The 26,344-nt window shown below is 70.5% G+C and carries 28 protein-coding genes and 1 tRNA gene; 12 read left to right on the top strand and 17 right to left on the bottom strand.

The window, feature by feature from the left end:
• Positions 1-48: 48 nt before the first annotated feature.
• Both AC2DFQ_RS07810 and AC2DFQ_RS07805 read left to right on the top strand, forming a co-directional pair.
• Positions 49-1,716 carry a sensor histidine kinase gene (locus AC2DFQ_RS07810; protein ID WP_484533498.1) on the top strand — a complete coding sequence of 556 codons (1,668 nt, stop codon included), beginning with the start codon at positions 49-51 and terminating at the stop codon, positions 1,714-1,716.
• A gap of 132 nt (positions 1,717-1,848) precedes the next feature.
• On the top strand, positions 1,849-2,136 hold the full coding sequence (locus AC2DFQ_RS07805; RefSeq protein ID WP_484508610.1) for a WXG100 family type VII secretion target: 288 nt from the start codon (positions 1,849-1,851) through the stop codon (positions 2,134-2,136).
• A gap of 87 nt (positions 2,137-2,223) precedes the next feature.
• On the opposite strand, the gene groL is transcribed toward AC2DFQ_RS07805, so the two are convergent.
• From groL to AC2DFQ_RS07780, 5 genes are all read right to left on the bottom strand, one after another.
• The gene (gene groL / locus AC2DFQ_RS07800; RefSeq protein ID WP_484508609.1) at positions 2,224-3,852 is read right to left on the bottom strand and encodes a chaperonin GroEL; all 1,629 of its coding nucleotides are present in this window, start codon (positions 3,850-3,852) and stop codon (positions 2,224-2,226) included.
• A 247-nt stretch (positions 3,853-4,099) separates the two neighbouring features.
• The gene (locus AC2DFQ_RS07795; RefSeq protein ID WP_442925313.1) at positions 4,100-4,300 is read right to left on the bottom strand and encodes a cold-shock protein; all 201 of its coding nucleotides are present in this window, start codon (positions 4,298-4,300) and stop codon (positions 4,100-4,102) included.
• Positions 4,301-4,429: 129 nt separating this feature from the next.
• Positions 4,430-5,008, bottom strand: a complete 579-nt coding sequence (locus tag AC2DFQ_RS07790) for a LytR C-terminal domain-containing protein (protein WP_484533497.1) — start codon at positions 5,006-5,008, stop codon at positions 4,430-4,432.
• 9 nt (positions 5,009-5,017) lie between these two features.
• Positions 5,018-5,275 carry a DUF3263 domain-containing protein gene (locus AC2DFQ_RS07785; RefSeq protein ID WP_484533496.1) on the bottom strand — a complete coding sequence of 86 codons (258 nt, stop codon included), beginning with the start codon at positions 5,273-5,275 and terminating at the stop codon, positions 5,018-5,020.
• Positions 5,276-5,284: 9 nt separating this feature from the next.
• Positions 5,285-6,277, bottom strand: coding sequence for a DUF2332 family protein (locus AC2DFQ_RS07780; protein WP_484533495.1), 993 nt, complete (start codon positions 6,275-6,277; stop codon positions 5,285-5,287).
• Between the two features lie 71 nt (positions 6,278-6,348).
• On the opposite strand from AC2DFQ_RS07780, the gene msrB reads away from it, so the two are divergent.
• Positions 6,349-6,756 (top strand): peptide-methionine (R)-S-oxide reductase MsrB, encoded by a 408-nt coding sequence (gene msrB / locus AC2DFQ_RS07775; RefSeq protein ID WP_484533494.1) that lies wholly within the window; start codon positions 6,349-6,351, stop codon positions 6,754-6,756.
• Complete coding sequence (locus tag AC2DFQ_RS07770; RefSeq protein WP_484533493.1) at positions 6,753-7,403, top strand: nitroreductase family protein; 651 nt, start codon at positions 6,753-6,755, stop codon at positions 7,401-7,403. Before msrB ends, AC2DFQ_RS07770 begins: the two co-directional genes overlap by 4 nt.
• Here AC2DFQ_RS07770 and AC2DFQ_RS07765 read toward each other — a convergent pair.
• From AC2DFQ_RS07765 to AC2DFQ_RS07755, 3 genes are all read right to left on the bottom strand, one after another.
• On the bottom strand, positions 7,400-8,362 hold the full coding sequence (locus tag AC2DFQ_RS07765) for a DMT family transporter (protein ID WP_484533492.1): 963 nt from the start codon (positions 8,360-8,362) through the stop codon (positions 7,400-7,402). The two genes, AC2DFQ_RS07770 and AC2DFQ_RS07765, sit on opposite strands and share 4 nt — an antisense overlap.
• A 112-nt stretch (positions 8,363-8,474) precedes the next feature.
• A tRNA-Thr gene (locus AC2DFQ_RS07760) sits at positions 8,475-8,550 on the bottom strand.
• A 34-nt stretch (positions 8,551-8,584) separates the two neighbouring features.
• Positions 8,585-9,553, bottom strand: a complete 969-nt coding sequence (locus AC2DFQ_RS07755) for a DsbA family protein (protein WP_484508602.1) — start codon at positions 9,551-9,553, stop codon at positions 8,585-8,587.
• A gap of 220 nt (positions 9,554-9,773) precedes the next feature.
• Here AC2DFQ_RS07755 and AC2DFQ_RS07750 point away from each other — a divergent pair, with 220 nt between their 5' ends.
• The gene (locus tag AC2DFQ_RS07750) at positions 9,774-10,877 is read left to right on the top strand and encodes an ABC transporter ATP-binding protein (protein WP_484508601.1); all 1,104 of its coding nucleotides are present in this window, start codon (positions 9,774-9,776) and stop codon (positions 10,875-10,877) included.
• Positions 10,878-10,948: 71 nt separating this feature from the next.
• Complete coding sequence (locus AC2DFQ_RS07745; RefSeq protein ID WP_484508600.1) at positions 10,949-12,283, top strand: DUF4032 domain-containing protein; 1,335 nt, start codon at positions 10,949-10,951, stop codon at positions 12,281-12,283.
• Between the two features lie 17 nt (positions 12,284-12,300).
• Here AC2DFQ_RS07745 and AC2DFQ_RS07740 read toward each other — a convergent pair whose 3' ends face one another.
• Positions 12,301-12,942, bottom strand: coding sequence for an NAD(P)-dependent oxidoreductase (locus tag AC2DFQ_RS07740; protein WP_484533491.1), 642 nt, complete (start codon positions 12,940-12,942; stop codon positions 12,301-12,303).
• Positions 12,943-13,215: 273 nt separating this feature from the next.
• Here AC2DFQ_RS07740 and AC2DFQ_RS07735 point away from each other — a divergent pair, with 273 nt between their 5' ends.
• Positions 13,216-14,367 (top strand): acyl-CoA dehydrogenase family protein, encoded by a 1,152-nt coding sequence (locus tag AC2DFQ_RS07735; protein ID WP_484533490.1) that lies wholly within the window; start codon positions 13,216-13,218, stop codon positions 14,365-14,367.
• Between the two features lie 178 nt (positions 14,368-14,545).
• On the opposite strand, the gene AC2DFQ_RS07730 is transcribed toward AC2DFQ_RS07735, so the two are convergent.
• Genes AC2DFQ_RS07730 through cysS form a run of 3 tightly spaced genes read right to left on the bottom strand, consistent with a single transcriptional unit; the run spans position 14,546 to position 17,994 of the window.
• Positions 14,546-15,532: an AraC family transcriptional regulator gene (locus AC2DFQ_RS07730; RefSeq protein ID WP_484533489.1), complete on the bottom strand. Its 987-nt coding sequence runs from the start codon at positions 15,530-15,532 to the stop codon at positions 14,546-14,548.
• Positions 15,533-15,581: 49 nt separating this feature from the next.
• Positions 15,582-16,580, bottom strand: coding sequence for a 23S rRNA (guanosine(2251)-2'-O)-methyltransferase RlmB (gene rlmB, locus AC2DFQ_RS07725; RefSeq protein WP_484508596.1), 999 nt, complete (start codon positions 16,578-16,580; stop codon positions 15,582-15,584).
• Positions 16,573-17,994 carry a cysteine--tRNA ligase gene (cysS, locus tag AC2DFQ_RS07720; protein ID WP_484533488.1) on the bottom strand — a complete coding sequence of 474 codons (1,422 nt, stop codon included), beginning with the start codon at positions 17,992-17,994 and terminating at the stop codon, positions 16,573-16,575. Before cysS ends, rlmB begins: the two co-directional genes overlap by 8 nt.
• A 37-nt stretch (positions 17,995-18,031) precedes the next feature.
• Here cysS and AC2DFQ_RS07715 point away from each other — a divergent pair, with 37 nt between their 5' ends.
• Both AC2DFQ_RS07715 and AC2DFQ_RS07710 read left to right on the top strand, forming a co-directional pair.
• Entirely contained in the window at positions 18,032-19,009 is a 978-nt protein-coding gene (locus tag AC2DFQ_RS07715) for a DMT family transporter (RefSeq protein WP_484533487.1), read from the top strand.
• A 2-nt stretch (positions 19,010-19,011) separates the two neighbouring features.
• Complete coding sequence (locus tag AC2DFQ_RS07710; protein ID WP_484508593.1) at positions 19,012-19,470, top strand: GNAT family N-acetyltransferase; 459 nt, start codon at positions 19,012-19,014, stop codon at positions 19,468-19,470.
• Positions 19,471-19,584: 114 nt separating this feature from the next.
• Here AC2DFQ_RS07710 and ispD read toward each other — a convergent pair whose 3' ends face one another.
• Both ispD and AC2DFQ_RS07700 read right to left on the bottom strand, forming a co-directional pair.
• Positions 19,585-20,784, bottom strand: a complete 1,200-nt coding sequence (ispD, locus tag AC2DFQ_RS07705; RefSeq protein WP_484533486.1) for a 2-C-methyl-D-erythritol 4-phosphate cytidylyltransferase — start codon at positions 20,782-20,784, stop codon at positions 19,585-19,587.
• Positions 20,785-20,807: 23 nt separating this feature from the next.
• The gene (locus AC2DFQ_RS07700) at positions 20,808-21,290 is read right to left on the bottom strand and encodes a CarD family transcriptional regulator (protein ID WP_484508591.1); all 483 of its coding nucleotides are present in this window, start codon (positions 21,288-21,290) and stop codon (positions 20,808-20,810) included.
• Positions 21,291-21,446: 156 nt separating this feature from the next.
• Between AC2DFQ_RS07700 and AC2DFQ_RS07695 the strand changes: the two genes are divergently transcribed.
• Positions 21,447-21,926 carry a DNA modification methylase gene (locus tag AC2DFQ_RS07695; RefSeq protein WP_484508590.1) on the top strand — a complete coding sequence of 160 codons (480 nt, stop codon included), beginning with the start codon at positions 21,447-21,449 and terminating at the stop codon, positions 21,924-21,926.
• Positions 21,927-21,943: 17 nt separating this feature from the next.
• Here the strand turns inward: AC2DFQ_RS07695 and AC2DFQ_RS07690 are convergent, their stop codons facing one another.
• Together AC2DFQ_RS07690 and AC2DFQ_RS07685 are read right to left on the bottom strand one after the other, a co-directional pair.
• Complete coding sequence (locus tag AC2DFQ_RS07690; protein ID WP_484508589.1) at positions 21,944-22,627, bottom strand: response regulator; 684 nt, start codon at positions 22,625-22,627, stop codon at positions 21,944-21,946.
• A complete protein-coding gene (locus AC2DFQ_RS07685) occupies positions 22,624-23,844 on the bottom strand; it encodes a sensor histidine kinase (RefSeq protein WP_484508588.1) in 1,221 nt (406 codons plus the stop codon). The genes AC2DFQ_RS07690 and AC2DFQ_RS07685 overlap by 4 nt, the downstream gene beginning before the upstream one ends.
• Positions 23,845-24,023: 179 nt before the next feature.
• On the opposite strand from AC2DFQ_RS07685, the gene phoU reads away from it, so the two are divergent.
• Positions 24,024-24,698, top strand: a complete 675-nt coding sequence (gene phoU, locus AC2DFQ_RS07680) for a phosphate signaling complex protein PhoU (protein WP_484508587.1) — start codon at positions 24,024-24,026, stop codon at positions 24,696-24,698.
• An 11-nt stretch (positions 24,699-24,709) separates the two neighbouring features.
• On the opposite strand, the gene AC2DFQ_RS07675 is transcribed toward phoU, so the two are convergent.
• Positions 24,710-25,459 (bottom strand): phosphoglyceromutase, encoded by a 750-nt coding sequence (locus AC2DFQ_RS07675; protein ID WP_484533485.1) that lies wholly within the window; start codon positions 25,457-25,459, stop codon positions 24,710-24,712.
• Positions 25,460-25,527: 68 nt separating this feature from the next.
• On the opposite strand from AC2DFQ_RS07675, the gene AC2DFQ_RS07670 reads away from it, so the two are divergent.
• Entirely contained in the window at positions 25,528-26,331 is an 804-nt protein-coding gene (locus tag AC2DFQ_RS07670; RefSeq protein ID WP_484533484.1) for a class I SAM-dependent methyltransferase, read from the top strand.
• The last annotated feature ends 13 nt before the right edge of the window (positions 26,332-26,344 follow it).

Raw genomic sequence — 26,344 nt, 5'->3', positions numbered from 1 at the left:
GTAACCGGATGGTGGCGCGGGCTCAGCCTGCGCGCCAAGGTCACTGGCGTGACCGTGGGGCTCCTCGCCATCGGGCTCGTCGCCGCCGGCTTCGGCACGATGGCGTTCCTGCGCTATACCCTGATCACGAACCTCGACGAGCAGCTGCGCCTCCTCGCGGCCAGTGACATCGCCAACACCGTGTTCGACCCCTACGACAACGGGGGGACGATCGCGTTCACCCCCCGCGACGACGTGGCCGCCACCGGCAGCATCGTGGTGCTCTACCGGGGGGTGGACGGCGCGCTCGAGGCGCTCTACGACGGCACGGCCGCCCGCGTGCTCCCCGACCTCCCGCAGACCTTCACCCTGCAGGAGACGTACCTGAAGATGGGTCAGTCGCTGGAGTACCGCGACGAGGACACCGGCGCGACGTTCCGCGCCAGCGTGGACGTGTTCCAGCCGCCGGGAACGGCCGAGGTGTTCACGCAGATGGTCGTCGTGCCGCTGGCCTCGACGGAGCGGGTGGTGGCGACCTACATCGGCATCTACAGCATCCTGGCCCTCCTCATCCTCATCGCCAGCGCGCTGCTGACCCGCTGGCTGGTCACCCTCACCTTCCGGGGCCTCGGGCAGGTGGAGGCCACCGCCATGTCGATCGCCGGCGGTGATTTCGGACAGCGCATGTCGGACGTCGTGCCCGGCACCGAGGTCGGGCGACTGAAGATGGCCATCAACACCATGCTCGACCGGGTGGATGCGGCGATCCGTCAGCGCGACGCGACCGTCGGCCAGATGCGCCGCTTCATCGGTGACGCCAGCCATGAGCTCCGCACACCGCTGGTGACCGTGCGCGGATACGCCGAGCTGTACCGCATGGGCGCGATCCGCGGAGACGAGGAGATCGCGCAGTCGATGGACCGGATCGAGAAAGAGGCGATCCGCATGGGCGTGCTGGTGGAGGATCTTCTCGCCCTGGCCCGCCTCGACGAGCGGCGGGATGTGACGATCGCGCCCGTCGACCTGCGCCCGGTCGCCCGGGACGCGGCGCTGGACCTTCGCGCCGCCTCGCCGCAGCGCGAGGTGACCGTCGAAGACACCACGGTGTACGAGAACCTGCCCGACGCCGCCTCCCTGACGGCCGACGCGCCCGTCGAGCCGTCCGACGAGCCGCGCCGGCGGGCCACGTCGGCGACGTCGGCCATCGCACTGGCGGGTGCGACGTTCTCCCGCCTTCGCCGCCGACCGCGGGGTCACGCCGACGGCGAAGGCCCTGAACCGTCCACGGGCGCCACGGAGGAGGTTTCCGACCTCCTCCCGCCAGAGCCCATCGTCCTCGGGGACGAGAACCGGATCCGGCAGGTGGTGGCCAACCTTCTCGGCAACGCCCGCCGCTTCACGGGAGACGACTCCCCCATCGGCCTGCGGGTCGGGGTGTCGTCGGCCGACGACACCGGATGGATCGAGGTCATCGACCACGGGGAGGGGATCCCCCAGCAGATCCGCGAGCAGATCTTCCAGCGCTTCTGGCGCGCCGACACCTCACGCGCCCGCGAGACCGGGGGGTCGGGCCTGGGCCTGTCGATCGTGGCCTCCATCGTCGAGACCCTGCACGGCACCGTCTCGGTGCGCGACACCCCCGGGGGTGGGGCGACGTTCCGCGTGGCCTTCCCCCTCGCGCCGCAGCCGGTGACCGACGAGAGCGCCGACACCCGCCCGCTTCCCCGGCTGCGCTGAGCACCGACCGTCGGCGCCTCCTCCCCAGGCGAGGACCGCCGGCGGTTGTCCACGGGGATGCCTCCGTGCCCGGCCGCCCGTGGCCGCCCCGGCCTAGCGTGACGAGCACGAACCTCGTGAAAGGAGCCTCCCATGGCCGTCTTCTCCGTCGACAGCGACGCGGTCTTCACCGCCTCCAGCGCCATCCGCGCGACCGTCGACCGTCTGGAATCCGAATCCGCCTCCCTGCTGTCGCAGCTGACACAGCTGCAGGGCTCGTGGACGGGGGCGGCCTCGGCGGCCTTCTCCGGCGTCGTCGAACGGTGGCGGGCGACGCAGCGCGACGTCGCCGCCGCCCTCGCGGAGATCGACGGCGCGCTCACCGTCGCCGGACGCCAGTACGCCGAGGTGGAGCAAGCCAGCACCAGCCTGTTCCGCTGACCCTTCGACAGGCTCAGGGACCCCCGGAACGCAGAAGAGCCCCCTCCAGCGGAGGGGGCTCTTCTGTGCGTCGGACGCGGGGAGGACTTAGAAGTCCATGCCGCCGGTCGGGTCGGCGGGAGCTGCCGAAGCCTTCTCGGGCTTCTCGGCGACAACCGCTTCGGTGGTGAGGAACAGGCCTGCGATCGATGCCGCGTTCTGCAGCGCCGAGCGGGTGACCTTCGCCGGGTCGATGATGCCCTGTGCGAACAGGTCACCGTACTCGCCGGTGGCGGCGTTCAGGCCCCATCCGGCTTCGAGCTCGGCGACCTTGTTCGCGACAACACCCGGCTCCATGCCGGCGTTGAAGGCGATCTGCTTCAGCGGGGCCTCGATGGCGACGCGGACGATGTTCGCCCCGGTCGCCTCGTCACCCACGAGGCTCGTGAGGGCCTCGGTGGCGAACGCGATCTTGCCGGCCTGGATGAGCGCGACGCCACCGCCGGGGACGATGCCCTCCTCGACGGCCGCCTTCGCGTTGCGAACGGCGTCCTCGATGCGGTGCTTGCGCTCCTTGAGCTCGACCTCGGTGGCCGCCCCCGCCTTGATGACGGCAACGCCGCCGGCGAGCTTGGCGAGGCGCTCCTGGAGCTTCTCGCGGTCGTAATCGCTGTCGGTGTTCTCGATCTCGCGACGGATCTGGGTCACGCGACCCTCGATCTGCGCGGTGTCACCGGCACCCTCGATGATGGTCGTCTCATCCTTGGTGATGATGACCCTGCGCGCACGACCGAGCAGGTCGACCGTGGCGTTCTCGAGCTTGAGGCCCACCTCTTCGGTGATGACCTGGCCGCCGGTGAGGATCGCGATGTCCTGCAGCTGCGCCTTGCGGCGGTCGCCGAAGCCGGGAGCCTTGACGGCGACCGACTTGAAGATGCCGCGGATCTTGTTGAGCACGAGCGTCGCGAGAGCTTCACCCTCGACGTCCTCAGCAATGATGAGGAGCTCCTTGCCCTCCTGGATCACCTTGTCGACGATCGGCAGCAGGTCCTTGATGTTCGAGATCTTCTGGTTCGCGATCAGGATGTAGGGGTCTTCGAAGACCGCTTCCTGGCGCTCCGGGTCGGTCACGAAGTACGGGTTGATGTAACCCTTGTCGAAGCGCATACCCTCGGTGAGCTCGAGCTCGGTGCCGAAGGTGTTCGACTCCTCGACGGTGACGACGCCTTCCTTGCCCACCTTGTCGATGGCCTCGGCGATCAGCTCGCCGATCGCAGGGTCAGCGGCAGAGATCGATGCCGTGGCAGCGATCTGCTCCTTGGACTCGACCTCCTTGGCGCCGGCGAGGAGCTGGTCGGTGATGGCCTTGACGGCCTTCTCGATGCCCTTCTTGAGCGAGATGGGGTCGGCGCCGGCTGCGACGTTGCGCAGTCCTTCGCGAACGAGCGCCTGAGCGAGAACGGTAGCGGTGGTCGTTCCGTCACCGGCGACGTCGTCGGTCTTCTTGGCGACCTCCTTGACCAGCTCGGCGCCGATCTTCTCGTAGGGGTCGTCGAGCTCGATCTCCTTGGCGATCGAGACACCGTCGTTCGTGATCGTGGGGGCGCCCCACTTCTTCTCGAGCACGACGTTGCGACCGCGCGGGCCGAGCGTCACCTTGACGGCGTCGGCGAGGATGTTCAGGCCACGCTCGAGACCGCGGCGGGCCTCTTCGTCGAAAGCGATGATCTTTGCCATATGTGTGTCGTCCCTCCAGGACGGAGCTATCAGTCTGTTAGCACTCAATAAACACGAGTGCTAACTCATTCTGGCACTCGACCCATGCGAGTGCAAGCTGCCGCACCCGCGGGTCGTCTCCGTCCTGCCCGCGGCGGTGGCCGCGAGGAAAGAGAGCGAGGCGGCATCCCGCGGCGACTCCGGGCACCGTTGCCGGGGTGGAGTCATCGCGCGATGCCGCCTCGAAAGGGGCGCCGGGACGGACGCGTCAGACGACGCGAACCGACTCGGCCTGTGGGCCCTTCTGGCCGGCGCCGACGGTGAACTCCACCGTCTGCCCCTCCTCGAGAACCCGGAAGCCGGTCATATCGATGTTGGAGTAGTGGACGAAGACGTCCTGTCCGTCACCGGAAGTGATGAAACCGAAACCCTTCTCCGCGTTGAACCATTTGACGGTGCCTTGGGCCATGCTCTTCTCCTGATGGTGTGGGACGACCGTCATCGTATCCACCACGTGCAGCGTCGCGGCCCCTGGTCGGGCAAGTTTTGACACGGCCGCATCCAACTGTTTACTCCCCGGAAACACGGGGGTCGGGGCCTACTCGGAGGGTTCAGGGACGCGGTCGAGTCCCAGCACCACCGTGAGCTGCCGGGCTGCCTCGTTCGCCTCTGTGTCGGGGTCGTCCAGGGGGAGGTATTGGTCGCTCAACGCGATCTCCGCGCCGCCGATGGCCTCGGCCAGTCCCAGCGCCGCGGCCTCGTCCTCCTCGAACGGGTAGTACACCGTCGTCACCGGGAAGTCGTCGACCCCGGCGGCTCCGGCGGACACGATCTCGGCGGCCCAGCCCGCAGCGACCACGGTGTCGCGGATCTGGGATGCGAGTCCGTCCTGCGGCGTGGCGTTGAGAACGAGCACCGGCACCGTCGTGTCGACCACGGGCTCGACGACGGGAAGCGGTGACGTCGTGGGAACCGGCTCGGGCGCGAACGAGATCCGCCCGCTCATCAGCAGCGAGCCGAAGATCCCGGCCACGAGGAGGATGACCGTTGCGACGACGGCCCACAGGAAGATGATGCCGCCGCGCAGGCGCGGATTCTCGGCGCGATGGGCACCGACCCGGCCCGTGTCAGGGGCGAGCTCGTCGAATCGGTCTCGCGGGTACGTCGTTCGCGCCACCCCCCGATGCTAACCGCGAGTGCTGAGGATGACCGTGCGCCGGGCCCGGACGGAGGCGCGCTCATCCCGGACCCGGCGAAGGCGACGCACGAGGAGCGGATCGTGCTCGAGGGCCTCGGCCGTGTCGATCAGGCGGCCCAGCAATTGGTAGTAGCGCGCGGGCGGCATCGCGAACTCGGCCCGGATCGCCTCTTCCTTCGCTCCCCCGTGCCGGCGCCACTCCGCCTCGAAGGCGAGGAGGGCTCGATCGCGGTCGGAGAGAGGCACGCCTCCACGTTAAGCCTGCGGGCGGGCAGGTGCCGGGAGCCACTCCACGAAACCGCCGAGGGGATCCACCGCCGCGAGGATGGCGCCATCCAGCGCCAGGGCGAAGCCGCCCGGCCACGGGTCGGGGACCGAGCTCCAGCCCTCGTGCAGCCCTGGGTCATCCATCGTGATCCACCGGCCGGCGGCGCGCGCCGCGTCGATCACCGCGCCCCGCCGGGCGCGCGGGATGTGGGCCAGCACACCCGGGGTCGTGACGACCAGGGTCGCGTCGCGGGGGGCTGCGGCGGCGACCTCGGCCAGGACGGACGCGGCGTCGCCGGCGGTCAGCGCGGGCGGGTCGGCGGCGACCACGTCCAGCGCGGCCTCGACCCGCTCGGTCCGCCCCGTCTCCCCGGGCCAGACGAGGCCGGTCAGCCACGCACGGTCGCGCGGGTTCCGCGCATCCAGCGGCGACAGGTCGATGCCGGCGCGCCACACGATGCGCGGCAGGTGCAGCCGGGGAGGCTCCCCCGTGAGGCGGCTGGTCAGGACGACCGAGCTCGCGCCGTCGGCGGGGTCGAGCGCGAGCATCCCCTCCCCGGTGGCGTAACGGTAGGAGTAGCGGTCGGGATACAGGCACAGGCCCGCGCTCGCGCCCACTTCCAGCAGCGCGATCGGCCCCTCGATGAGGCTCAGCGCCGGAAGGAGCGCGGCGCACCGCAGCGGTTCGTTGGTCTGCAGGCTCCGGGCCCCGCACTCGGCGACCACCCGGTCGGCGTGCCGCCGCAGCCACGCGGCCCACTCCGGGTATCCGCTCTCCGGTGCCCCCAGCATCCGCGTCACCGCGAACACCAGCGGCGGCTGGCGGTGGGTGTCCGGGATGCGCGCGAGAACGGCCGCGGTCTCGGGGTCGGCAGCCACCCCGGCAGCCCACTGGCCGTACAGCGCGGAACGTCCCGGCGCTTCCTCTCGTGCGAAGCGGTCGTAGCGCCCCGTCACCGCGGCGACGGCATCGGCATTCACTCCGGCATTATCCTCGCGCGGCGCCAGCAGTGCACAGGGTCGGGTTGAATGGAGGAGGAGAGGAAGATCCCATGAGCTATTCCGTGAACAAGACCGACGAAGAGTGGCGTGCCGAGCTCGACCCCGAGAAGTACGCCGTCCTGCGCCAGGCCGGTACCGAGCGGGCGTGGACCGGCGAGCTTCTGGACGAGGAGCGCGCGGGTCTGTACACGTGTGCGGCGTGCAACGCCGAGCTGTTCCAGAGCGGCACGAAGTTCGACTCGCACTGCGGATGGCCGAGCTTCTACGAGTCGGTGCGCCCCGAGGCCGTCGAGCTCATCGACGATCGCAGCCACGGGATGGTTCGCACCGAGGTGCGGTGCGCGGCATGCGGCTCGCACCTCGGCCACGTGTTCCCCGACGGCTTCGGAACCCCCACCGGAGACCGCTACTGCATGAACTCCCTCGCACTGAACTTCTCCCCCGAGTCCCCGGCGTGACCACCCCCACGCCTCCTCCTCCCGACGCCGCCGACCCGTCGCGCGGCGCCTCCGGGCGCGGGGGCGCGGCGCTCCAGGCCGTTCGCGCCCGCCGGTCGTGGTCGCGGGTGACCGACGACGCGCCCACCCGCGCCGAGCTGGAGTCGCTCGTGTCCGCGGCCGCGCGGGTCGCCGACCACTCGTCCCTGCGGCCGTGGCGTCTCGTCGAGCTGCGCGGAGCCGACCGGGAGCGCCTCGGCCGCGCCATCAACAAGAGTCTCGGCGAGAAGGGCTCATCGCCCAAACCGCTGCGCGCCCCGCTTCTGCTCGCCGTCGTCGTGAGCTACCGCAAGAGCGAAAAGGTTCCGCGGTGGGAGCAGGAGGCCGTCGCATCCGGCGTGGCGCACGTGCTCAGCCTGCTGCTGGATGAGGCGGGGTGGGGCGTCATCTGGCGCAGCGGCCACTACACCCGCAGCAAGGCCGTGGCCAAGGCGCACGGCCTGGATAAGAACGAGGCCCTCCTGGGCTGGCTCTACGTCGGCGGCAAGCCCGACACGACGCGGCTCGGGCCGCGCAAAGAGGTCGACGCGAGCGCGCTCATCACGCGCATGCCCGAGCGCGGCCAGGGCGCGAAACACTCCGCCGCGGTCGACCCGACTTTGCTCTAGCCGGACGGCCTCCGCCGCCACCCCACGACGATCGCCACCCCCGCCAGCGCGATGGCGACTCCGGTGAGCGCGACGGGTAACGGCGGTCCCGACGGTGCCGGCCAGAGCGCGTCGAGGACGACCGACGTCGCCAGCAGCCCCACGACCGATCCGAGTCCGAGCAGAAGCACCCCGGTGACCCGCACGACCGCGGCCGACAGGAAGATATACACCGCTCCGACCGCGCCCCCGAGATAGAGCCACGGATCCACCACCAGGGTGCGCGGCGCCCCGTCGAGGAGGATGTGCACGGATGCGGCGACCGCGAGCGCCAGCGTGCCTCCCAGGAAGTTGACGAGAGTGGCGATGAGCGGGTTTCCCACCCGCTGATTCAGGCGGCCGTTGGTGGCCTGCTGCCACGCGATGCCCGCACCGGCCAGCAGCGGAAGGAGTAGCATCCAGAGCGCCGGCGCGCCGGTGACCCCCGCGAGGCACACGACGACGCCGGCCACGGCCAGGCCGCCACCCACCACGCGCGGCACCGTGACGGCGACCACTCCCCCGGGACCGTAACCCAGGCGGTCCAGGATCAACCCGTGGATCGTCTGGCCCGCGACCACGCCGACCGTGAAGAGGGCGACGCCGATGGTGGCGACGGTGAGGCCCTGGGTCGCGACGGTGAGTGCTCCGGCGAACCCGCCCAGCAGCATCCATGCCGGCACCTGCCTACCGCGGATACCCCGCATCAGCCGCGCGAGACCGGCACGCCCCGAGGGGAGCGCCGCGGTGATGATCGCGACGATCGCCAGGCCCGAGGCGAACGAGATGACCGCGGCGGTGTACCCGTCGTCGATCGCGTCGCCGAGCGACCCGTTGATGCGGGCCTGCAGTGCCGTGAGCACCCCGACGGCGACGGCGGCGGCCACCGCGACCCCCAGCGGGATGCGTCGTGTCGGTCCGGTACCTTCGCGCGACGCCACCCGCCCGATGTTACGGTCCGCCCGCACCCGCGAAAAACCACGTTCCGGACGAGAAACGGCGCGGCGCGGTCCGTCTCGTCCGAAATGCCGTTTCTCGGCGGGGGATGCAGCGTGGAGCCGACTGCGGGACTCGAACCCGCAACCCCCTAATTACAAGTTAGGTGCGCTACCAATTGCGCCAAGCCGGCAGAGCGCCCAGTCTATCGGGACGCCCGGGGCCGGTTACGGTGCGGGCGTCGACGTGGCAGGGGCCGACGGCGTCGGCGAAGGCGTGCGGTAGTACGCGTCGCTGGCGACGGTGAGGACGAACTGGGCGAACTCCGTCGGGTCCTCCGTCGCGCCGACGTACTGCACGCCGTTCACGAGGATCATCGGAGTCGCGGTGAGGGGCACCCCGTCGGTGTCGGGGATGCGGTCGAGCGCACGGTCGGTGGCCGCTCGCGCCCAGGAGGCGAACGAGCCCTCCTCGATGCAGTTGCGAACGACCTTGTAGGCGGAGACGCCCGTGGCCTGTGCGAGCTCGGCCAGCTGCTCGTCGGTCAGGCCGTCGGAGTCGATGTCGGGCTGCTCCCGCAGCAGCTGGTCGTTGAAGGCGAAGAACGTGTCGGGCGAATACGTCGCCACGCACGCCGCAGCGCCGGCCGCTCGCAGGGAGTACTTGGTGCCGTTGGACTTGGAGGTCAGCATCGCCACCGGGTAGTAGGTCAGCGTCGCCGCGTCGGCACTCACCCACTTCTTGAGCTGCTCGGCGTTGGCCATCTGGAATTCGCGAGCTTCGGTGGAGAGGTAGTCCACGTAGACGCGGATGTCGACCGCACGCGTGTCGCTGGGCGTCGGCGTGGGCGCCGGCGCCTCGGCGGGCGGCGCCTCGGCGGGCTCCGCCTCCCCGTCGCCGGTCGATTCGTCCACGCCGGAGCTCCCGGGGTCGGCGACATCGGTGACGGCGGTGATCGCGAACCCGTCGTCATCCGCGTTTCCCGGTTCGATGAGCGGGCGCGGACCCATCTCGGCGAAGGCCCAGATGATGGCGGCAGCGGCCGCTCCGAGGACCGCCAGACCCGCTGCGCTCAGCAGCACACCGCGCAGCACGCGGACGCGCGACTGCTTGGCGTGCACCTGCTGCGCCTTCTCGCGCACCGCCTCTCGGCGGTCGCGCGTGGCAGGCACCTGTGGTGTCTCGTCGGTCGACATGGAACCTTCTGAACGGATGACGGTGGCCGGAGATCCGGCGGGCCGCACGGGTAACGCGGCCAGAATCCGATGCTAGCCAGGCAGCCTGGGAAAAGCCCAGACAGAACCCCCGCACACCTATACTGAGGATCGCGCCCGATGGCGGGCGTGCGGGCTGGCCCCCGCTCATCCATCACTACGGATCGTCCGGCACGTACCTGCCGGTGAAGGAGAAGAAAAAATGGCGTCCGTCACCTTTGACAACGCAACCCGCCTGTACCCCGGGGGCACTCGTCCCGCAGTCGACAAGCTGAGCCTCGAAGTCGCCGATGGCGAGTTCCTCGTTCTCGTCGGCCCCTCCGGATGCGGCAAGTCCACGTCGCTGCGGATGCTGGCCGGCCTCGAAGAGGTCAACTCCGGCCGCATCCTGATCGGTGACCGCGACGTCACCGACATCCCGCCGAAGGACCGGGACATCGCGATGGTGTTCCAGAACTACGCGCTGTACCCGCACATGACCGTCGCCGAGAACATGGGCTTCGCCCTGAAGATCGCCGGCGTCGGCAAGGAAGAGCGGGCCGCGCGCGTGCTCGAGGCCGCCAAGCTCCTCGACCTGGAGGAGTACCTGACGCGCAAGCCCAAGGCGCTCTCGGGTGGTCAGCGTCAGCGTGTCGCGATGGGCCGCGCGATCGTCCGTCAGCCGCAGGTGTTCCTCATGGACGAGCCACTGTCGAACCTCGACGCCAAGCTGCGCGTGCAGACGCGCACGCAGATCGCGTCGCTGCAGCGCCGCCTCGGCGTCACGACGGTCTACGTCACGCACGACCAGACCGAAGCCCTCACCATGGGCGACCGCATCGCGGTGCTCAAGGACGGCATCCTGCAGCAGGTCGGAACGCCCCGCGACCTGTACGAGAAGCCGAACAACGTCTTCGTCGCCGGCTTCATCGGCTCCCCCGCCATGAACCTGTTCTCCGCCGACCTCGCCGACGGTGGCGTGCGCTTCGGTGACGAGGTCGTGGCACTGGACCGTGACACCGTCGGCCGCGCCAACGGCAGCCAGGTCACCGTGGGTGTGCGCCCCGAGGACATCATCGTCGGCCCCGCCGACGGCCGCGGCTTGTCGGTCGTCGTCGACCTCGTCGAGGAACTGGGCGCCGACGGCTACCTCTACGGCCACACCGAGATCAACGGCAAGCGCGCCGATCTGGTGGCACGCGTCGACGGCCGGCGCCACCCGAACGCGGGCGACACGGTGACCCTGGCCGCCGGCGTCGGTCACGTGCACGCGTTCGACATCGAGTCGGGAGAGCGTCTGAACGACAAGCCGGTCGTCTCCGCCTGATCGATCTGTCACCGCGCGGCGCGGGTAGCCTTGGGGCTGCCCGCGCCGCGTCTGTTTCTCCGGGAGGTTCCGTGCCCGATTCGCTCAGTATCACTGCCAGCTCCGTCGACCCCGGCCTGCTGTCTCTGCCCTGGTCGACGCCGCTGGCGGAGTGGCCGAGCAGCACGATCGTGTACCTGCCGAAGGGCATCTCCCGCCACCTCGTGCGCTTCGCGAACCTCTCCGGACGGGTCGTGGCGATCAAGGAGACCACGCACGAAATGGCCCGGCGCGAGTACGACATGCTCGGCAACCTGCACCGGCTCGCAGCGCCCTGCGTCGAGCGCGTCGCGGTGATCGACGGACGGACGGATGCCGCGGGCGAGCCGCTCCCCGCGGCCCTCGTCACGGCGCACCTGCGGTTCTCGCTGCCGTACCGCGCACTGTTCACGCAGGTGCTGCGGCCCCACACCGCCACGCGCCTGGTGGACGCCCTCGCGGTGCTGCTGGTGCGCCTGCACAACGTCGGGTTCTTCTGGGGAGACGTGTCGCTGTCGAACACCCTCTTCCGACGCGACGCCGGCGCGTTTGCCGCATACCTCGTGGATGCGGAGACCGGTGAGCTCCACGAGGGCGGCCTGACGCGCGGGCAGCGCGCACACGACCTCGATGTGGCCCGCACCAACATCGCCGGCGAGATCATGGACCTGGAAGCCGGCGGTCGCCTGGAGGGCGGCATCGACGCCGTGCAGATCGCCGACGGACTTCTGTCGTCCTACTACTCGCTGTGGGCGGCGCTCACCGACAGGGAGAGCTTCGCCGTGGACGAATCGTGGCGGCTCACCGAGAGGGTCCAGCGCCTCAATGCGCTCGGTTTCGACATCGGTGAGATGTCGATCCAGACCACGTCCGACGGGACGCACGTGTCGATCCAGCCCAAGGTGGTGGATGCGGGACACCACCAGCGGCGGCTGCTGCGGCTCACCGGGCTCGACGTCGAGGAGAACCAGGCGCGCCGGCTGTTGAACGACCTGGATGAGTTCCGTGCCCGGGTCAGTCGCCTCGGCGACGACGAGGAGCGGGTCGCGCACGAGTGGCTGACGCGCGTGTTCGAGCCGATCGTGTTGGCGATCCCGTTCGACCTGCGCGCGAAGCTCGAACCGGCCGAGGCGTTCCACCAGGTGCTGGAGCACCGCTGGTACATGTCTCAGGCGCGGGGCCGGTCGGTCCCGATCGCCGAGGTGCTGACGTCGTACATCGACGATGTGCTGCGGCACCGCCGCGACGAGGCGACGGTGATGGGACCCCCCACCGACAGCCTCTCCGTGCCAGTCGCCACGGGCATGATGCCCCTCGTGGGTGAGGACGAGGACGACGACGACGAGGACGACGAGGAGACGGCAGTCGACTGGCGCGATCTCGTCTGAGAGAAGCGCCGGGCCGGTCAGTACCCGACGGCGAACCGCTCCCGCGAGTGCTTGGGTGTCTCGATCTCGTCCAGGATCGCCACCGCGAGGTCGGGGCCGGAGATGAACGACTCGCCCTTGTCATCCACGACGAGCACGTCGCCGCCATCGCGGTACGAGCCGGTGCGCTCGCCCGGTGCCCACATGCCGAACCCGACGGCGGGGTGGACGTAGAACCAGTCGCGGCCACCCGTGCCGGACTGCAGGTCTTCGAGCACGCCGATCGCCTCGAGCGACTCCGGCTTGTAGTCCTCGTTGAAATCCTCCGTGTCGACCACCCGGGGTCCGCCGGGGGCCACGAGGCTCCCGCCGGCGCCGCCGATGACCCCCACGCGCACGTCCTCCGGAAGCGCCGCGAAGAACTCCGCGAGTGCTGGACGCACCTTGCCGAGCATGTCACCGCGCGGGGCGACCGCCGAGATCACGACCTCCACGCCCTCCAGCTTGTGCACGAGATCGGTGACATCGAGGATGCTCCCCTCGATGTAGGTCGCGCCCTCGACCCGCTCGGCCGGCACGGAGCGGGCGACCGAGACGACCGTGTGGCCGCGGTCGACGGCCTCTCGGACGACATGACTGCCGGCGTAGCCGGTTCCTCCGATGACAGCGATGCGAGCCACGATGATCCTTTCGTTGGGCGTACACGGGCGACAATCCACCCGTGTGCGGATTCATTCCCGGGAATGCGACGTGTCCACGCGGTCTTGGTGAAGCGGACCGGCCACGACACCCCGTTCAGGATGCCACGTCCCGCCCGGCAGTGCCTCCGACGCGGCGAGCCCGCACGAAGGACGAATACTGCACATCCCCGGCGACAACGGCGGGATGTGGACTGACGTCGCCCGCCGGCGGGAGTTCACTGGGCGAAGACCGTCGTCTCGAAGGAGAGCCCGATGACCCCTCAACCCTCCTCTGCCGCCGAGCGCGCCGAGACCCTCCTCGCCGCCGCACGGGCGCTCGGGCCGCTGATCGAGGAGAACGCGCGCGAAGCCGAACTAGCCCGGCGCCTTCCCGACCGGGTCGTGGAGGAATTCCGCAAGGCGGGGTTCTTCTGGATGAAGACGCCGGTCGAACTCGGCGGCAGCGAGTTGGACCCGGTGAGCTTCGGCGACGTGATGGAGGAGATCGCGTACCACGACGCCTCCGCGGCGTGGGCGACGATGATCGGAAGCGGCACGATCGGAACGATGGCCGGGTGGCTTCCCGATGAGGGCATCGCCGAGTTGTTCGCGCCCGGTCAGGCCCTGCCGACCGTTGCCGGTCAGTTCACCCCGCGCGGTACCGCGACACCCGTCGACGGCGGGTACCGCGTCTCGGGCCGCTGGGCCTTCGGGAGCGGCATCGACCACTCCAACTGGGTGGTCGGCGGATGCATCGTGGAGGGCACCGGCGCGCCGATCTTCGTGACCGCGCCGAAATCGGAGGTCACCGTGCACGGCAACTGGAACGCCGCAGCGCTGCAGGGAACGGGCAGCCACGACTTCTCCTTCGATGACGTGTTCATCCCGGCATCTCGGGCGATGGATGCGTACGGCGGCGTGCCGCGACGCGGCGGCGACATCTTCCGCCAGCCGATCATGATCTTCATCTCCAACGAGTTGTCGCCCCTGCTCGTCGGGATCGCCCGTCGCGCCATCGACGACATGATCGACCTGGCCGCATCCACCGCTCGCTCCCTGAGCGGGTCACTCGCCGGCCGGGCCTCGTTCCAGAAGGCCGTGGGCCAGGCTGAGGCGACGTGGGCGGCGGCGCGCACGCTGTACCGGGCGACGGCGCAGGAGGGCATCGACATCGTCCGATCCGGAGCGACGATCGACGACGACACCGTCGCCATCCTGCGTGCGCGGCACACGCTCGTGGCCGAGATGTGCGCGGACCTCATCTCCGACCTCTTCCGCTACGGAGGCGGGCGGGTGCTGTCGGTGGAGCATCCCATGCAGCGGCACCTCCGCAACTCCCTCGGCGCGCTGCAGCACGTCTACCTCTCCGAGGAGAACTACGAGGCCGCCGGGGCGGCCGCGATCGCCCAGCGCGCGGCCCGCTGAGCCTCCCTCCGCGCCCGCCTCACGCACAACTGCGGGGATTCCTCCCGACACGCCGCCTCAGGCCGCGACCGGACGGCGTGTCGCCCGACATCTCCGCCGTTGTGCACGCGCCTCGGGAGCCGACGCCGCGCCGGTCCGGCGCGGGTGTGCGCACGGGGCGGATCCGGCAGCGGCCGGATCAGCGCGCCCGAGCGCGGCGGAGGGTGTCGGAGGGCGACTCCCCGTACCGGCGCCTGTAGTCGGCGGCGAACCGTCCGACGTGACCGAACCCGTGGTCGAGCGCGACGGCCGCGACGCCGGCCACCTCAGCCCCGCCCTCCAGCGTGTCGCGGGCCCGCTCGAGGCGCAGGTCGCGAAGCCAGCGGCCGGGGGTTGTTCCGAACTCGCGGCGGAACGCGGCGAAGAGCGTCCGCTCGCTGACGTGCGCGACCGCTGCGAGATCGCCCACGCTGAGGGGCTCGGCGTAGTGCTCGAGGCAGTAGTCGGCCACGATCCGGGCGGTGCGGGCGGGCGCCGCGCCGAGCCCCGCACCGAGGCGATCGGAGTAGCTGTGCGGCAGCTCCAGCACGAGGGTGGAGGTGACGAGCTCTTCGAACTCGCCGGCGAGGAGGGCGGACGCACCGGCGGTGGGCGACCGGTCGATCACGAGGCGCACCGCCTCCACCAGGTGCACCAGCATCCCCGCCCGGCGCTCGTCGAGGACGGGGACGAACGAGAGCGGCCGGGTGGGTGCGGCGCCGGTCAGCGCCGCCAGCCGGGTCTCGACCGCGGCGAGGTCGACGCGGAGCACCTGCAACTCGAGGTCTTCGCTCCACCGCATCCGCACGTCATCGCGCGGCGAGATCGCAACCCCCGAGCGCGGGCCCACGCGGTACTCCCGGCCGTTGCACGAATAGGCGAGTGTGCCGCGCACGGGAAGATGCACCGCGACGAAATCGCCGAGCGGCTCCGGCCGGATGTCGACTTCGCTGCGGTACGCGAAGCGCAGGAGCTTGAGCCCGCCGGTGGCGCTCTGCGTGATCTCGGCCTGGGCGCCTTCCCCACGCCGCAGCACGCGCATCGCGTGCGCGTTCATCACCGTCGTGGCCGAACGGTGCACCTCGTCCATGTCGGAGGAGCGGATGACCGTGCCCGAGGCCGACCGGGGATTCCCACCGTCCCGCATGAGGGCACCCCTTCGTGTTCGCACGAGGCCGTCGAACCTCAGTGAACCGCTATTCGCGCACGGCGCGCAACGTCGACACCTGATACAGCGCCACGGATGCAGCGATACCGGCGTTCAGCGACTCCGTCGCCGCCGAGATCGGAATCGACACGATCTGATCGCACGTCTCGGTGACCAGGCGCGAGAGGCCCTTGCCCTCCGACCCGACGACGATCACGACGGGCCGGTCGGCCAGCTCGAGGGCCGGCAGCGACACATCGCCGCCCCCGTCGAGACCGAGCACGAACACGCCCTGCTTCTTGAACTCCTTGAGGGTGTTCGTCAGGTTCGGCGCGATCGCGACCGGGATGCGGGCGGCAGCTCCCGCGCTGGTCTTCCAGGCGGCCGAGGTCACTCCCGCCGACCGGCGCTGCGGCACGATGACGCCCTGGCCGCCGAAGGCCGCGGTCGAGCGGATGATGGCGCCGAGGTTGCGAGGGTCGGTGACCCCGTCCAGCGCCACGAACAGCGGCAGCTCACCGGTGTCGACCGCCTTCTCGAGGAGGTCCTGCGGGTGGGCGTACTCGTACGGCGGAACCTTGAGCGCGACGCCCTGGTGCACTCCGTCGAATCCGGCCATGCGGTCCAGCTCCGGACGCGTCACCTCGAGCACCGGGATCTCCCGGTGCGTCGCGAGGGCGAGCATCTCCTTGACGCGGTCGTCCATCTCCACGCGCTGGGCGATGTAGAACGCGGTCGCCGGGATGCGGGCCCGCAGCGCCTCGAGGACCGAGTTGCGGCCGGTCACCGTCTCGGTGTCATCGTTCTGCTTCGAGCGTCCACCGCGCGAGGCGTTCGGCCCCGCGCTGCGGGTGGCGGGCCTGCCCTTTCCGCCGGCTGCGGCGAAGCGCTCCTGGGCGGCCTTGCGCTTGCCGGCGGCGTGCCAACTGCGGTCTTCCGCCTTCGGCGTCGGTCCGCGGCCCTCGAGGGACCGCTTGTTCTTGCCACCCGTGCCCTTGGTGGGGCCCTTCTTGCCGCGCCCGGCGGAGGGGTTTCCTGGCTTAGCCATCGTTCAGACTCCAATGGGTCCCGGTGGGACCGTCTTCGAGGGCGACACCGGCCGCCGCGATCGCGTCGCGGATGCGGTCGGCTGCCGCCCAGTTCTTGTTCGCGCGGGCATCCGCGCGCTGGTCGATGAGTGCGCGGAGCAGCCCGTCCAAGGCCGCAGCTGCGGCATCCGGGGCTGACGCCACGCCGCTGTCCGCCTGGAGAAGGCCGAGGACGTCGAGCATCGCCGCCACGGCTCGCGACGCGGCGATCGCTCCGTCCCGGTCGCCGTCGTCGACGGCGACGTTGCCCGAGCGCACGGTGTCGTGCACGACCGCCAGCGCCTGCGGCACGCCCAGGTCATCGTCCATCGCCCCCGCGAACGCCTCGGGGATGCCGGCCGGCGTCACGGCGCCCGGGTCGCCGGCGGCCATGCGCAGCACGCGCTGACGGAAGGTCGCGATGCGCTCGAGCGCTGCCCGCGCCTCGGCGTACGACTCGGGCGTGAGATCAAGCGTGGAGCGGTAGTGGGCCGCGGCCAGCGCGTACCGGACGACAAGGGGGTCGTGCTCGGCGAGGACGTCTTCGGCCAGGACGAAGTTGCCGAGCGACTTCGACATCTTCTGCCCGTCGACGGTGACGAGACCGTTGTGCACCCAGTAGCGGGCGAACGGGTCGCCGGCAGCGGTGGACTGGGCGAGTTCGTTCTCGTGGTGGGGGAAGCGCAGGTCGAGACCGCCGCCATGGATGTCGAACTCGGCTCCGAGGTAGCGGCGCGACATGGCGGAGCACTCGATGTGCCAGCCGGGGCGTCCGCGTCCCCACGGGGAGTCCCAGGAGGCGCTGTCGGGTTCGCCCGGCTTGGCGCCCTTCCACAGTGCGAAGTCGTGCGGGTCGCGCTTGCCGCGCGGGTCGGCATCGCCGGCGGCCTCCATGGCGTCGATCGACTGGCGGGTGAGCTCGCCGTACGACGGCCACGAGCGCACGTCGAAGTAGACGTCTCCGGCGGCGTCCGAATCCGGCTCCGCCGGGTAGGCATGCCCGGCGTCGATCAGCCGGGCGATAATCTCCTGCATCTGCGGGATGGAGGCGGTCGCTCGCGGCTCGTAGGTCGGGGGCAGAATGCCCACGGCGGCATACGCGGCGGTGAACTCCTGCTCCATCCGATAGGCCAGCGCCCACCACGGCTCGCCGTCGGTGGCGTTGGCGAGCACTTTGTCGTCGATGTCGGTGACGTTGCGCACGAAAGTCACGCGCCCGAAACGGTGCGTCAGCCACCGGCGGAGGATGTCGAAGCTCAGCGCCGCGCGGACGTGGCCGATGTGCGGACCCGACTGCACCGTGGGGCCACAGACGTAGACCGTGACGTTTCCGGGGTCGCGCGGGACGAAGTCGCGCAACGCCTGCGCCTTCGTGTCATGGATCCGGACGGTCATCGTCCCAGACTACCGGCGGGGCGGGCGGCGTCCGCAGATGCGAATCTCCTGGGCATCGCTCGACCCCAGCTTGGGAACGGGTAGAAAGGAGCGCGTGCTCGCCGTCCTTGCAGTCATTGCAGCAGCAGTCCTGTTCGGTACCACGGGAACATCTCAGGCGGTGGGGCCGGCCGATACGACGCCTCTCGCGGTGGGCACGATGCGCCTGCTGGCCGGCGGGACCGCGCTCGCCCTGGTGGGGTTCGGCTTCGGCCTGCGCGCGCGGCGCCGCGCTCAGAACCCCCCGCGGTACACGCGAGGATCGCTCGGGCTGATGGCGCTGACGGGGGCGAGCCTGGCGGCATACCAGCCCCTGTTCTTCCTCGGTACGGAGCGCAACGGCGTCGCCGTGGGCACGGTCGTGGCCATCGGATCGGTGCCGGTCATCGCCGGGGTCATCGAATGGGGGCTGACGCGGCGGCTCCCGAGTGCCACCTGGGCCGCTGCCACGGTTCTCGCCCTCGCGGGGGTGTCGCTCCTGATCTTCGGCGGCGACGCGGGTTCGTCAGGCGCCGATCCGGTCGGCTTCGCCGGCTCGGTGGGCGCCGGCGGCGCCTTCGCCGTCCTCGCGAACGCGCAGCGCCGACTGCTGCAGGACGGGTGGGATCCCTTCACCGCCGCCGGAGCGATGGGCGCCGGGTCGGCCGCCGTCGCCCTCATGGCCGCACCGTCGGTGGACCTTCGCTGGGTGGTGAGCGTGGAGGGGCTCACGATGTCGCTGTGGCTGGGACTTGCGACCATCGCCCTCGCTTACTGCCTCTTCACGGGCGGGTTGCAGCGTCTGACGGCAGCGACCGCAGGCACCCTGGCCCTCGCCGAGCCGCTCACGGCCGCCGTGCTGGGGATCGCCGTGTTGGGCGAGCGACTGTCGGGGTTGGCGATCGCCGGGCTCTCGGTGCTCGCCTCCGGCCTCGTGCTGCTCGCGTGGGGTGCCCGCCGGCCCCGCGCCGCCGCATCCACGCCGGTGGAGGCGTGAGCGTGCTCCGGATCACCGTCGACGACCTCGCCCGCGAGCAGACCCGCGCGTTGGTGGCCGCGCACCTGGCCGGGATGCACGCGCTGTCGCCTCCGGAGAGCGTGCATGCCCTGGACATCGACGGTCTGCGCCATCCAGACATCACGTTCTTCTCCGCAGACGTCGACGGACGGGTCGCCGGCATCGGGGCGCTTGCCCGCCTCGACGATGAGCGCGGGGAGATCAAGTCGATGCGCGTGGATGCCGCGTTCCTCGGGCAGGGCGTCGGACGCGCGCTCCTCCATCACATCATGGCAGTGGCGCGCGAGCGCGGCTTCACGAGCCTGTGGCTGGAGACGGGCAGCGCCGACGAGTTCCTCCCCGCCCGCCGGCTGTACGCGAGCGAAGGCTTCGCCGAGTGCCGCCCGTTCGGCGCGTACGCCGCCGATCCCCTCTCCATCTTCATGACGCGCGCGCTCTGAGCCCGTGCGCCGGCGCGCCCCTCCCCCGGCCGAGAAACGACATTCGGGACGAGACGCCCCGCGTCGCGCCGTTTCTCGTCCGCAAAGTTGTTTCTCGGCGGGGGATGGCGCGGCTCAGGCGGGGAAGACCAGGGCCGTCGCGAAAGCGGCGACCCCCTCGGCCCGACCCGCGAAGCCGAGGCCATCCGTCGTCGTGGCGCTGACGGAGACGGGCGCTCCGCCCAGCGCCGCCGACAACACCGCCTCGGCCTCGGCGCGTCGAGCGGCGAAACGCGGACGCGTCGCCTGGAACTGCACGGAGACGTTGCCGATGCGCCACCCCGCCTCCCCAACGATCGCCGCGGCGCGCGCGAGGAACGCGTCGGCGTGAGCTCCGGCGAACTCCGGCCGGTCGGTGCCGAAGTGCGTCCCGATGTCGCCCTGCCCGGCAGCGGAGAGGACGGCGTCGACGATCGCGTGAGCGACGGCATCCCCGTCGGAGTGCCCGGACAGGGCCGGCTCGCCGGGCCACTCGAGGCCGGCGAGCCACAGCGCGCCCTCCCCGCCGAACGCGTGCACATCGGTGCCGAGCCCCACGCGAGGGGTTGGATGCGGACGCTCCAGGGCCGCTCGCGCCAGCGGCGAGTGGGTCACGAGACCGCGCGCGCGTTCCAGGTCTTCCGCAGTGGTGATCTTGAAGGCCCGCGCATCTCCGGCCACCACCGTGACGGGATGGCCGGCCGCCGCAACCAGGGCGGCGTCGTCGGTGAAATCCTCAGCGGCCACGGCGTACGCGGTATCCAGGATCACCCGGGAGAACCCCTGCGGGGTCTGCGCCGCGGCGAGTTCTGACCGGTCGACGGCCGAGACGACGTCGGCGCCCTTTACGCGCTTGAGCGTGTCGATCACGGGAATGGTCGGCACGACGGCGGGAAGCCCGTCGGCGAGGGCGTCGAGCACGCGGACGAAAACCTCCGGCGGCGTGAGAGCACGCGCGGCGTCGTGGACGAGGACGTACTCGACATCGGGCCACACGCCGGCCAGCCCCGCGGCTACCGACTCCTGCCGCGTCGCGCCGCCGGTGACGACGGAGGCCAGGTCGCGGGCGTCACCGGCGGCGGCGAGCACCTCGGTCAGCGCATCGCCCTCACGCCCGGCGGGGGCGACGACGACGACCTGGGCCGAGGGCGCCGCGAAGACGTTGTCCAAGGCATGGCGCAGCACCGTGTTCTCATCGATGCCGACGAACGCCTTGGGCGCTCCCGCACCCAGGCGGGTGCCGGATCCGGCGGCGACGACGAGGATGGCGACACGGGGAACGGGCGTGATGCTCACGCCCCCACGCTACTGCGGGAGTGTCAGGAAGCGAGGACCTCGTCGAGGACCGCGCCGGCGCGCTCCTCGTCGGTCTTCTCGGCCAGCGCGAGCTCGGACACGAGGATCTGACGCGCCTTGGCGAGCATGCGCTTCTCCCCTGCCGACAGACCGCGGTCCTGGTCGCGGCGCCACAGGTCGCGCACGACCTCGCTGACCTTGATGACATCGCCGGACGCGAGCTTCTCGAGGTTCGCCTTGTACCGGCGCGACCAGTTCGTGGGCTCTTCCGTGAAGGGAGCACGCAGCACCTCGAAGACCTTGTCCAGGCCTTCCTTGCCGATCACGTCGCGGACGCCGACCAGGTCCACGTTCTCCGCGGGCACCTCGATGACGAGGTCTCCCTGGGTCACGTTGAGCTTCAGGTACTTCTTCGTCTCGCCCTTGATGATGCGATCCTTGACCTCGATGATCGTGGCCGCTCCATGATGGGGGTACACGACGGTCTCGCCAACCTCAAAAAGCATGCAGTTATGTCCTTTCGGCAACGTCTAGGATACCACAGCCACCGATGCGCTAAAGTTCTCCGCCCCCGGTCCGACGTACTGCTGGGGGGAAGACGGGAACCGCGCGACGCACCCCGTAGAATGCAGGAGAAAGCTCGTCTGGTCTCGGGAGGATCTGTGAAATCGCGCCTCATCGCGTCTGTCGCCCTGGGCGCTGCCATCGTCCTCGGAACGACCGGCTGCGCCTTCATCACGGAGCAGGCCACGACCGAGAGCTACTCCCCCGCCGACGGCGTCAACGTCCCTGACTCCGGCCCCCTGAAGGTCCGCAACGTGCTCATCGTCAGCGAGGACGAGGGCGAGGCCGGCAACATGATCGCCGCGATCGTCAACGAGACCGATGAAGCACACACCCTCAACATCGAGCTGGGCGAGGGCTCATCGGCGCAGAAGGCCACCGTGCGCGTACCGGCGAACTCGTCGCTGAGCCTCGGCAACCCCTCCGACGACACCGACCCGATCCCCCTGGACGCCGTCGACGGCCCTCCGGGTTCGACCGTTCCGGTGTACTTCCAGTCCGGTGACGCCGAGGGCGTCCTGTATCAGGTGCCGGTCCTGGACGGCGAGCTCGACTACTACAACGAGCTCCTCCCCTAACGCCGTCCCGCCACGCCTCAGCCCTCGAAGCGGTAGCCGAGGCCCCGCACGGTAACGAGCATGCTGGGATCGCTCGGGTTGGCCTCGATCCGCGAGCGGATGCGTTTGATGTGCACGTCGAGCGTCTTGGTGTCGCCGAAATAGTCCGTCCCCCACACGCGGTCGATCAGCTGGCCGCGCGTGAGCACGCGGCCTGCGTTGCGCATGAGCACCTCCAGCAGCTCGAACTCCTTGAGCGGCATGTTGATCTCCTTGCCGTCGACCGCGACCGTGTGCCGGTCGATGTCGACGGTCACCCGCCCGCCGTTGAGCACCCGCTCGTCCAGGTCCGCCTCCGCCTGCGCATAACGTCGCAGGACCGCCCGCATCCGCGCGAGCAGTTCGCGCGCCGAGTAGGGCTTCGTGACATAGTCGTCGGCTCCGAGTTCGAGCCCCACGACGATGTCCACCTCCGAATCCTTCGCGGTGAGCATGATGATGGGCACCGAGGACGCCGACCGCAACTGCCGGCACACCTCCGTGCCCGGCATCCCCGGCAGCATCAGATCGAGCAGCACGATGTCGGCGCCTCGCTCCCGGAACGCGTTCAGTGCGACCGCGCCGTCACCGGCGATCTCGACCTCATACCCTTCGCGACGCAGCAGGTAGGCCAGCGGATCGGCGAGGTCGGGCTCGTCCTCCACGATCAGGACTCGGGTCATGAGTGCTCCTCTTCCACGGATGCGCTGCGCGAGGCAGGCGCGGCGGTCTTACGGCTTTTGCGACGCGATTTCGACCGGGTCGGCTCGGGCTCGGGCGGAGCGGACAGCGGCAGACGGATGGTGAAGGTCGATCCGCGGCCTGGCCGCGACCACAACCGCACCTCCCCGCCGTGCCGCTGCACGGCGTGCTTGACGATCGACAGACCGAGGCCGCTTCCGCCGGTGCTGCGCGAGCGCGCCTGGTCGGCGCGGTAGAACCGCTCGAACACCCGATGCTGATCGGCCTCCGGGATGCCGATGCCGCGGTCGGTGACGGCGATCTCGACGATGCCCTCGACCTCCTTCACGCCGACGCCCACGCTGGATCCGGCAGACGAATACGCCACGGCGTTGGCGATGAGGTTGCCGACGGCCTCGGCGAGCACCTGCGCGTCACCGCGCACGTACAGGCCACGCGTCCCGCCGCGGACGAGGCTCACCGACGCCGAGTCGGCCTGGAGCGCGTGGGCCTCGACGGCCGAGGCGACCACCTCATCCACCGAGACATCGCGCATCTCTTTGAGCTCGTCCGAGGCCTGCAGGCGCGACAAGCTCATGATGCGCGCGGTCAGTGCACCCAGCCGCGCCGCCTCGGCCGTCAGCCGGGCAGCGAAGATGCGCACCTGCGCGGGATCGTCCGCGGCGGACTCCATCGCCTCGGCGAGAAGGCTCACCGCCCCCACCGGCGTCTTCAGCTCGTGACTGGTGTTGGCCACGAAGTCCCGGCGCATCTCCTCGACCCGCTCCCGTTCGGTGATGTCTCGGAGGACGACCAGGCTCAGACGGGGCGAGATCCTCGTCGCCCGTGCCGCCACCAGTCGCGGCTCTGCCGGTGCCGCCCCGCGGCGAAGCCGCAGATTCTCGGCGACGGGGACACCGGTATCCCGCGCCGCGCGCGCGACCCGCCGGAGGTCGTCACCCGGGATCACATCGCCGACATGCATGCCGAACACTTCTGCCGGGGCCGAGGCGGCCAGCACGGTCGACGACGCGTCGGAGACGAAGGCCGGGTCATCAAGGGCCCGCAGCACCTGCGTCACGCCGTCCGGCACCTCCGCGGATGTCTGCTCGCGCTGACGATCGCGAATGCGCAGCGCGACGGTGATGAGGAGAACGACGGTGCCACCGACGACGACTCCGAGGAGGAGGGCCAGCAGCACAAGCTGCGTTCGATCCATGCCCCCAGCGTACGTGCGCACACCCCCTCGACCGCCAGGAGTGCACCGGCAGCCGCCGTTCCGCCGCGGAGCGAGGGATACAATTCACTCGCACAGCACCATCCGTTCACCTTCGCTGAGGACAATCGCGAAGGTCGTGGTACGGGCGTGCCGTGCCACGAACGAGGAAGGTTGCCGTGATGCGCGAAGTGTTTCATCAGTCGCTCCAGGACGTCCAGAACCGGCTGGTCGAGATCGCCGAGCTGGTGACGGTCGCGATCGACGGGGCCACCCGCGCATTCTCGACCAGCGATGTCACCCTCGCCGAGGAGGTCATCGAGGCCGACCGCGTCATCGACGAGAAGGCCGTGGCCCTGGACGAACTGGCCATCGAGATCCTCGCCCGCCAGCAACCCGTCGCTCGCGACCTGCGGATCGTCGTGACCGCGCTGCGCGTCAGCGCGTCGCTCGAGCGGATGGGCGACATGGCCGAGCACATCGCTCAGCTCGCCCGCTCACGCTTCCCCGAGCGTGCCATCCCCAAGGGCCTGAAGGGCACGTTCAAGCGGATGGGTGAGCTGGACGTGTCGGTGTCGCGCAAGCTCACCGAGTTGCTGCGCACCGAAGACCTGCGTCTGGCCGAGGAGATCCGCAACGACGACGACGCGATCGACGAGTTGCACGTCAGCGTGTTCGAGAAGGTTCTCGGCGACAACTGGAAGGGCGAAGCGATGGCCACGGTCGATGCGACGCTGGCCAGCCGCTACCACGAGCGCTTCGCCGACCACGCCGAATCGGTCGCGAAGAAGGTCGTCTACCTCGCCACGGGCGACTGGACGGCCGACCCGCAGACCCTCGAAGCGTTCGTCGAGTAGCCCTCGGCCGCTCAGCCCTTGCCCTGCGCGGCCACCGCGGCGGCGCCCGCCGCGGCCGCTTCCGGGTCGAGGTACCGACCGGGCTCGAGCGGCGTGAGATCCTCGCCCAGCCGGTAGACCAGCGGGATGCCGGTCGGGATGTTCAGCGCCGCGATGTCCTCATCGCTGATCCCGTCCAGGTGTTTGACCAGCCCGCGGAGCGAATTCCCGTGCGCGGTCACCAGGACGGTCTTACCCGCGCGGAGGTCGGGGACGATCTCCGCCTCCCAGTAGGGCAGCATCCGGTCGATCACGAGCTTGAGCGACTCGGTGTCCGGCACCTCGCCGTCGATGCCCACGTACCGGGGGTCGCCCACCTGGCTGTACGGGTCGTCGGCGGGAAGCGGCGGCGGCGGAACGTCGAAGGAACGGCGCCACAGCATGAACTGCTCGTTGCCGAACTCCTCGAGGGTCTGCGCCTTGTCCTTGCCCTGCAGCGCGCCGTAGTGACGCTCGTTGAGCCGCCACGAGCGCTTGACCGGGATCCACAGCCGGTCGGCCGTGTCCAGCGCGATGTTCGCGGTCTGGATCGCCCGGCTGAGCACCGACGTGTGCAGGATGTCGGGCAGGAGGCCCGCCTCGGCGAGCAGCTCGCCACCACGCGCGGCCTCGGCCTTGCCCTGCTCGGTGAGGCGGACATCGACCCATCCCGTGAACTGGTTGGTCTTGTTCCACTCGCTCTGGCCGTGGCGGAGCAGAATCAGCGTGTAGGGCGCGGTCATGCCGCCATCCTAGCGACCGCACCGGCTGCCCTCAGGGGTTCTCCGTGCGGCCCTGGCATCATGGGCCCATGCGCGGATCGGTGGTGGGACAGGTCACCCGCGGCACCACCGGGACGAATCGCCTCCGCCGCGTGGACCGGTGGATCGCGCGTCATCCCGCCCTTCGCCGGGTCGACGACCCGCTGGTCGTCGACCTCGGCTTCGGGGCCAGCGCCGTGACGACGCTCGAACTGTACGCGCGCCTCGCCCGCGCGCGACCCGACGTCGACGTGCTGGGACTGGAGATCGACCCCGACCGGGTCGCTCGCGCTCGCGATCAACTCCTGGGCGCTTCGGAGCAGGCACGCGCGCACGTGTCGTTCGCGCGCGGCGGCTTCGAGGTGCCGGTGCCCGGCGGGCGACGTCCGGCCATCCTCCGCGCCATGAATGTGCTCCGTCAGTACGACGAACCCGAGGTCTTCCCCGCGTGGGAGCGGATGGCGGCACGCCTCGCGCCCGGCGGGGTGATCGTGGAGGGTACGTGCGACGAACTGGGACGGATCGCCACGTGGGTCGAGGTGGGCGCGGATGCCGCGCCCCGCACTCTCACGATCTCCCTGCGTCTGGCCGGGCTGGACTCCCCGGCCGTCGCCGCCGAGCGCCTGCCCAAGGCGCTCATTCACCGCAACGTGCCGGGCGAGCGCATCCACGCGTTCCTCGGCGCGCTCGACACGGAGTGGCAGCGGGCGGCGGCGGTGGCACCGTTCGGGCCGGTGCACCGGTGGCGCACCGCGCTGGACGCGATGGTCGGGGCGGGATGGCCGCTGCTCGGCCGGGCGCGGTGGCGTCTCGGGGAGGTCGGCGTGCCGTGGTCCGAGGTCGCTCCGGCGTAGCAGCCTGCCCGGG

This window comes from Microbacterium sp. Z11_20 (assembly GCF_057197605.1).
This window is presented reverse-complemented; position numbering and strand designations above follow the sequence as displayed.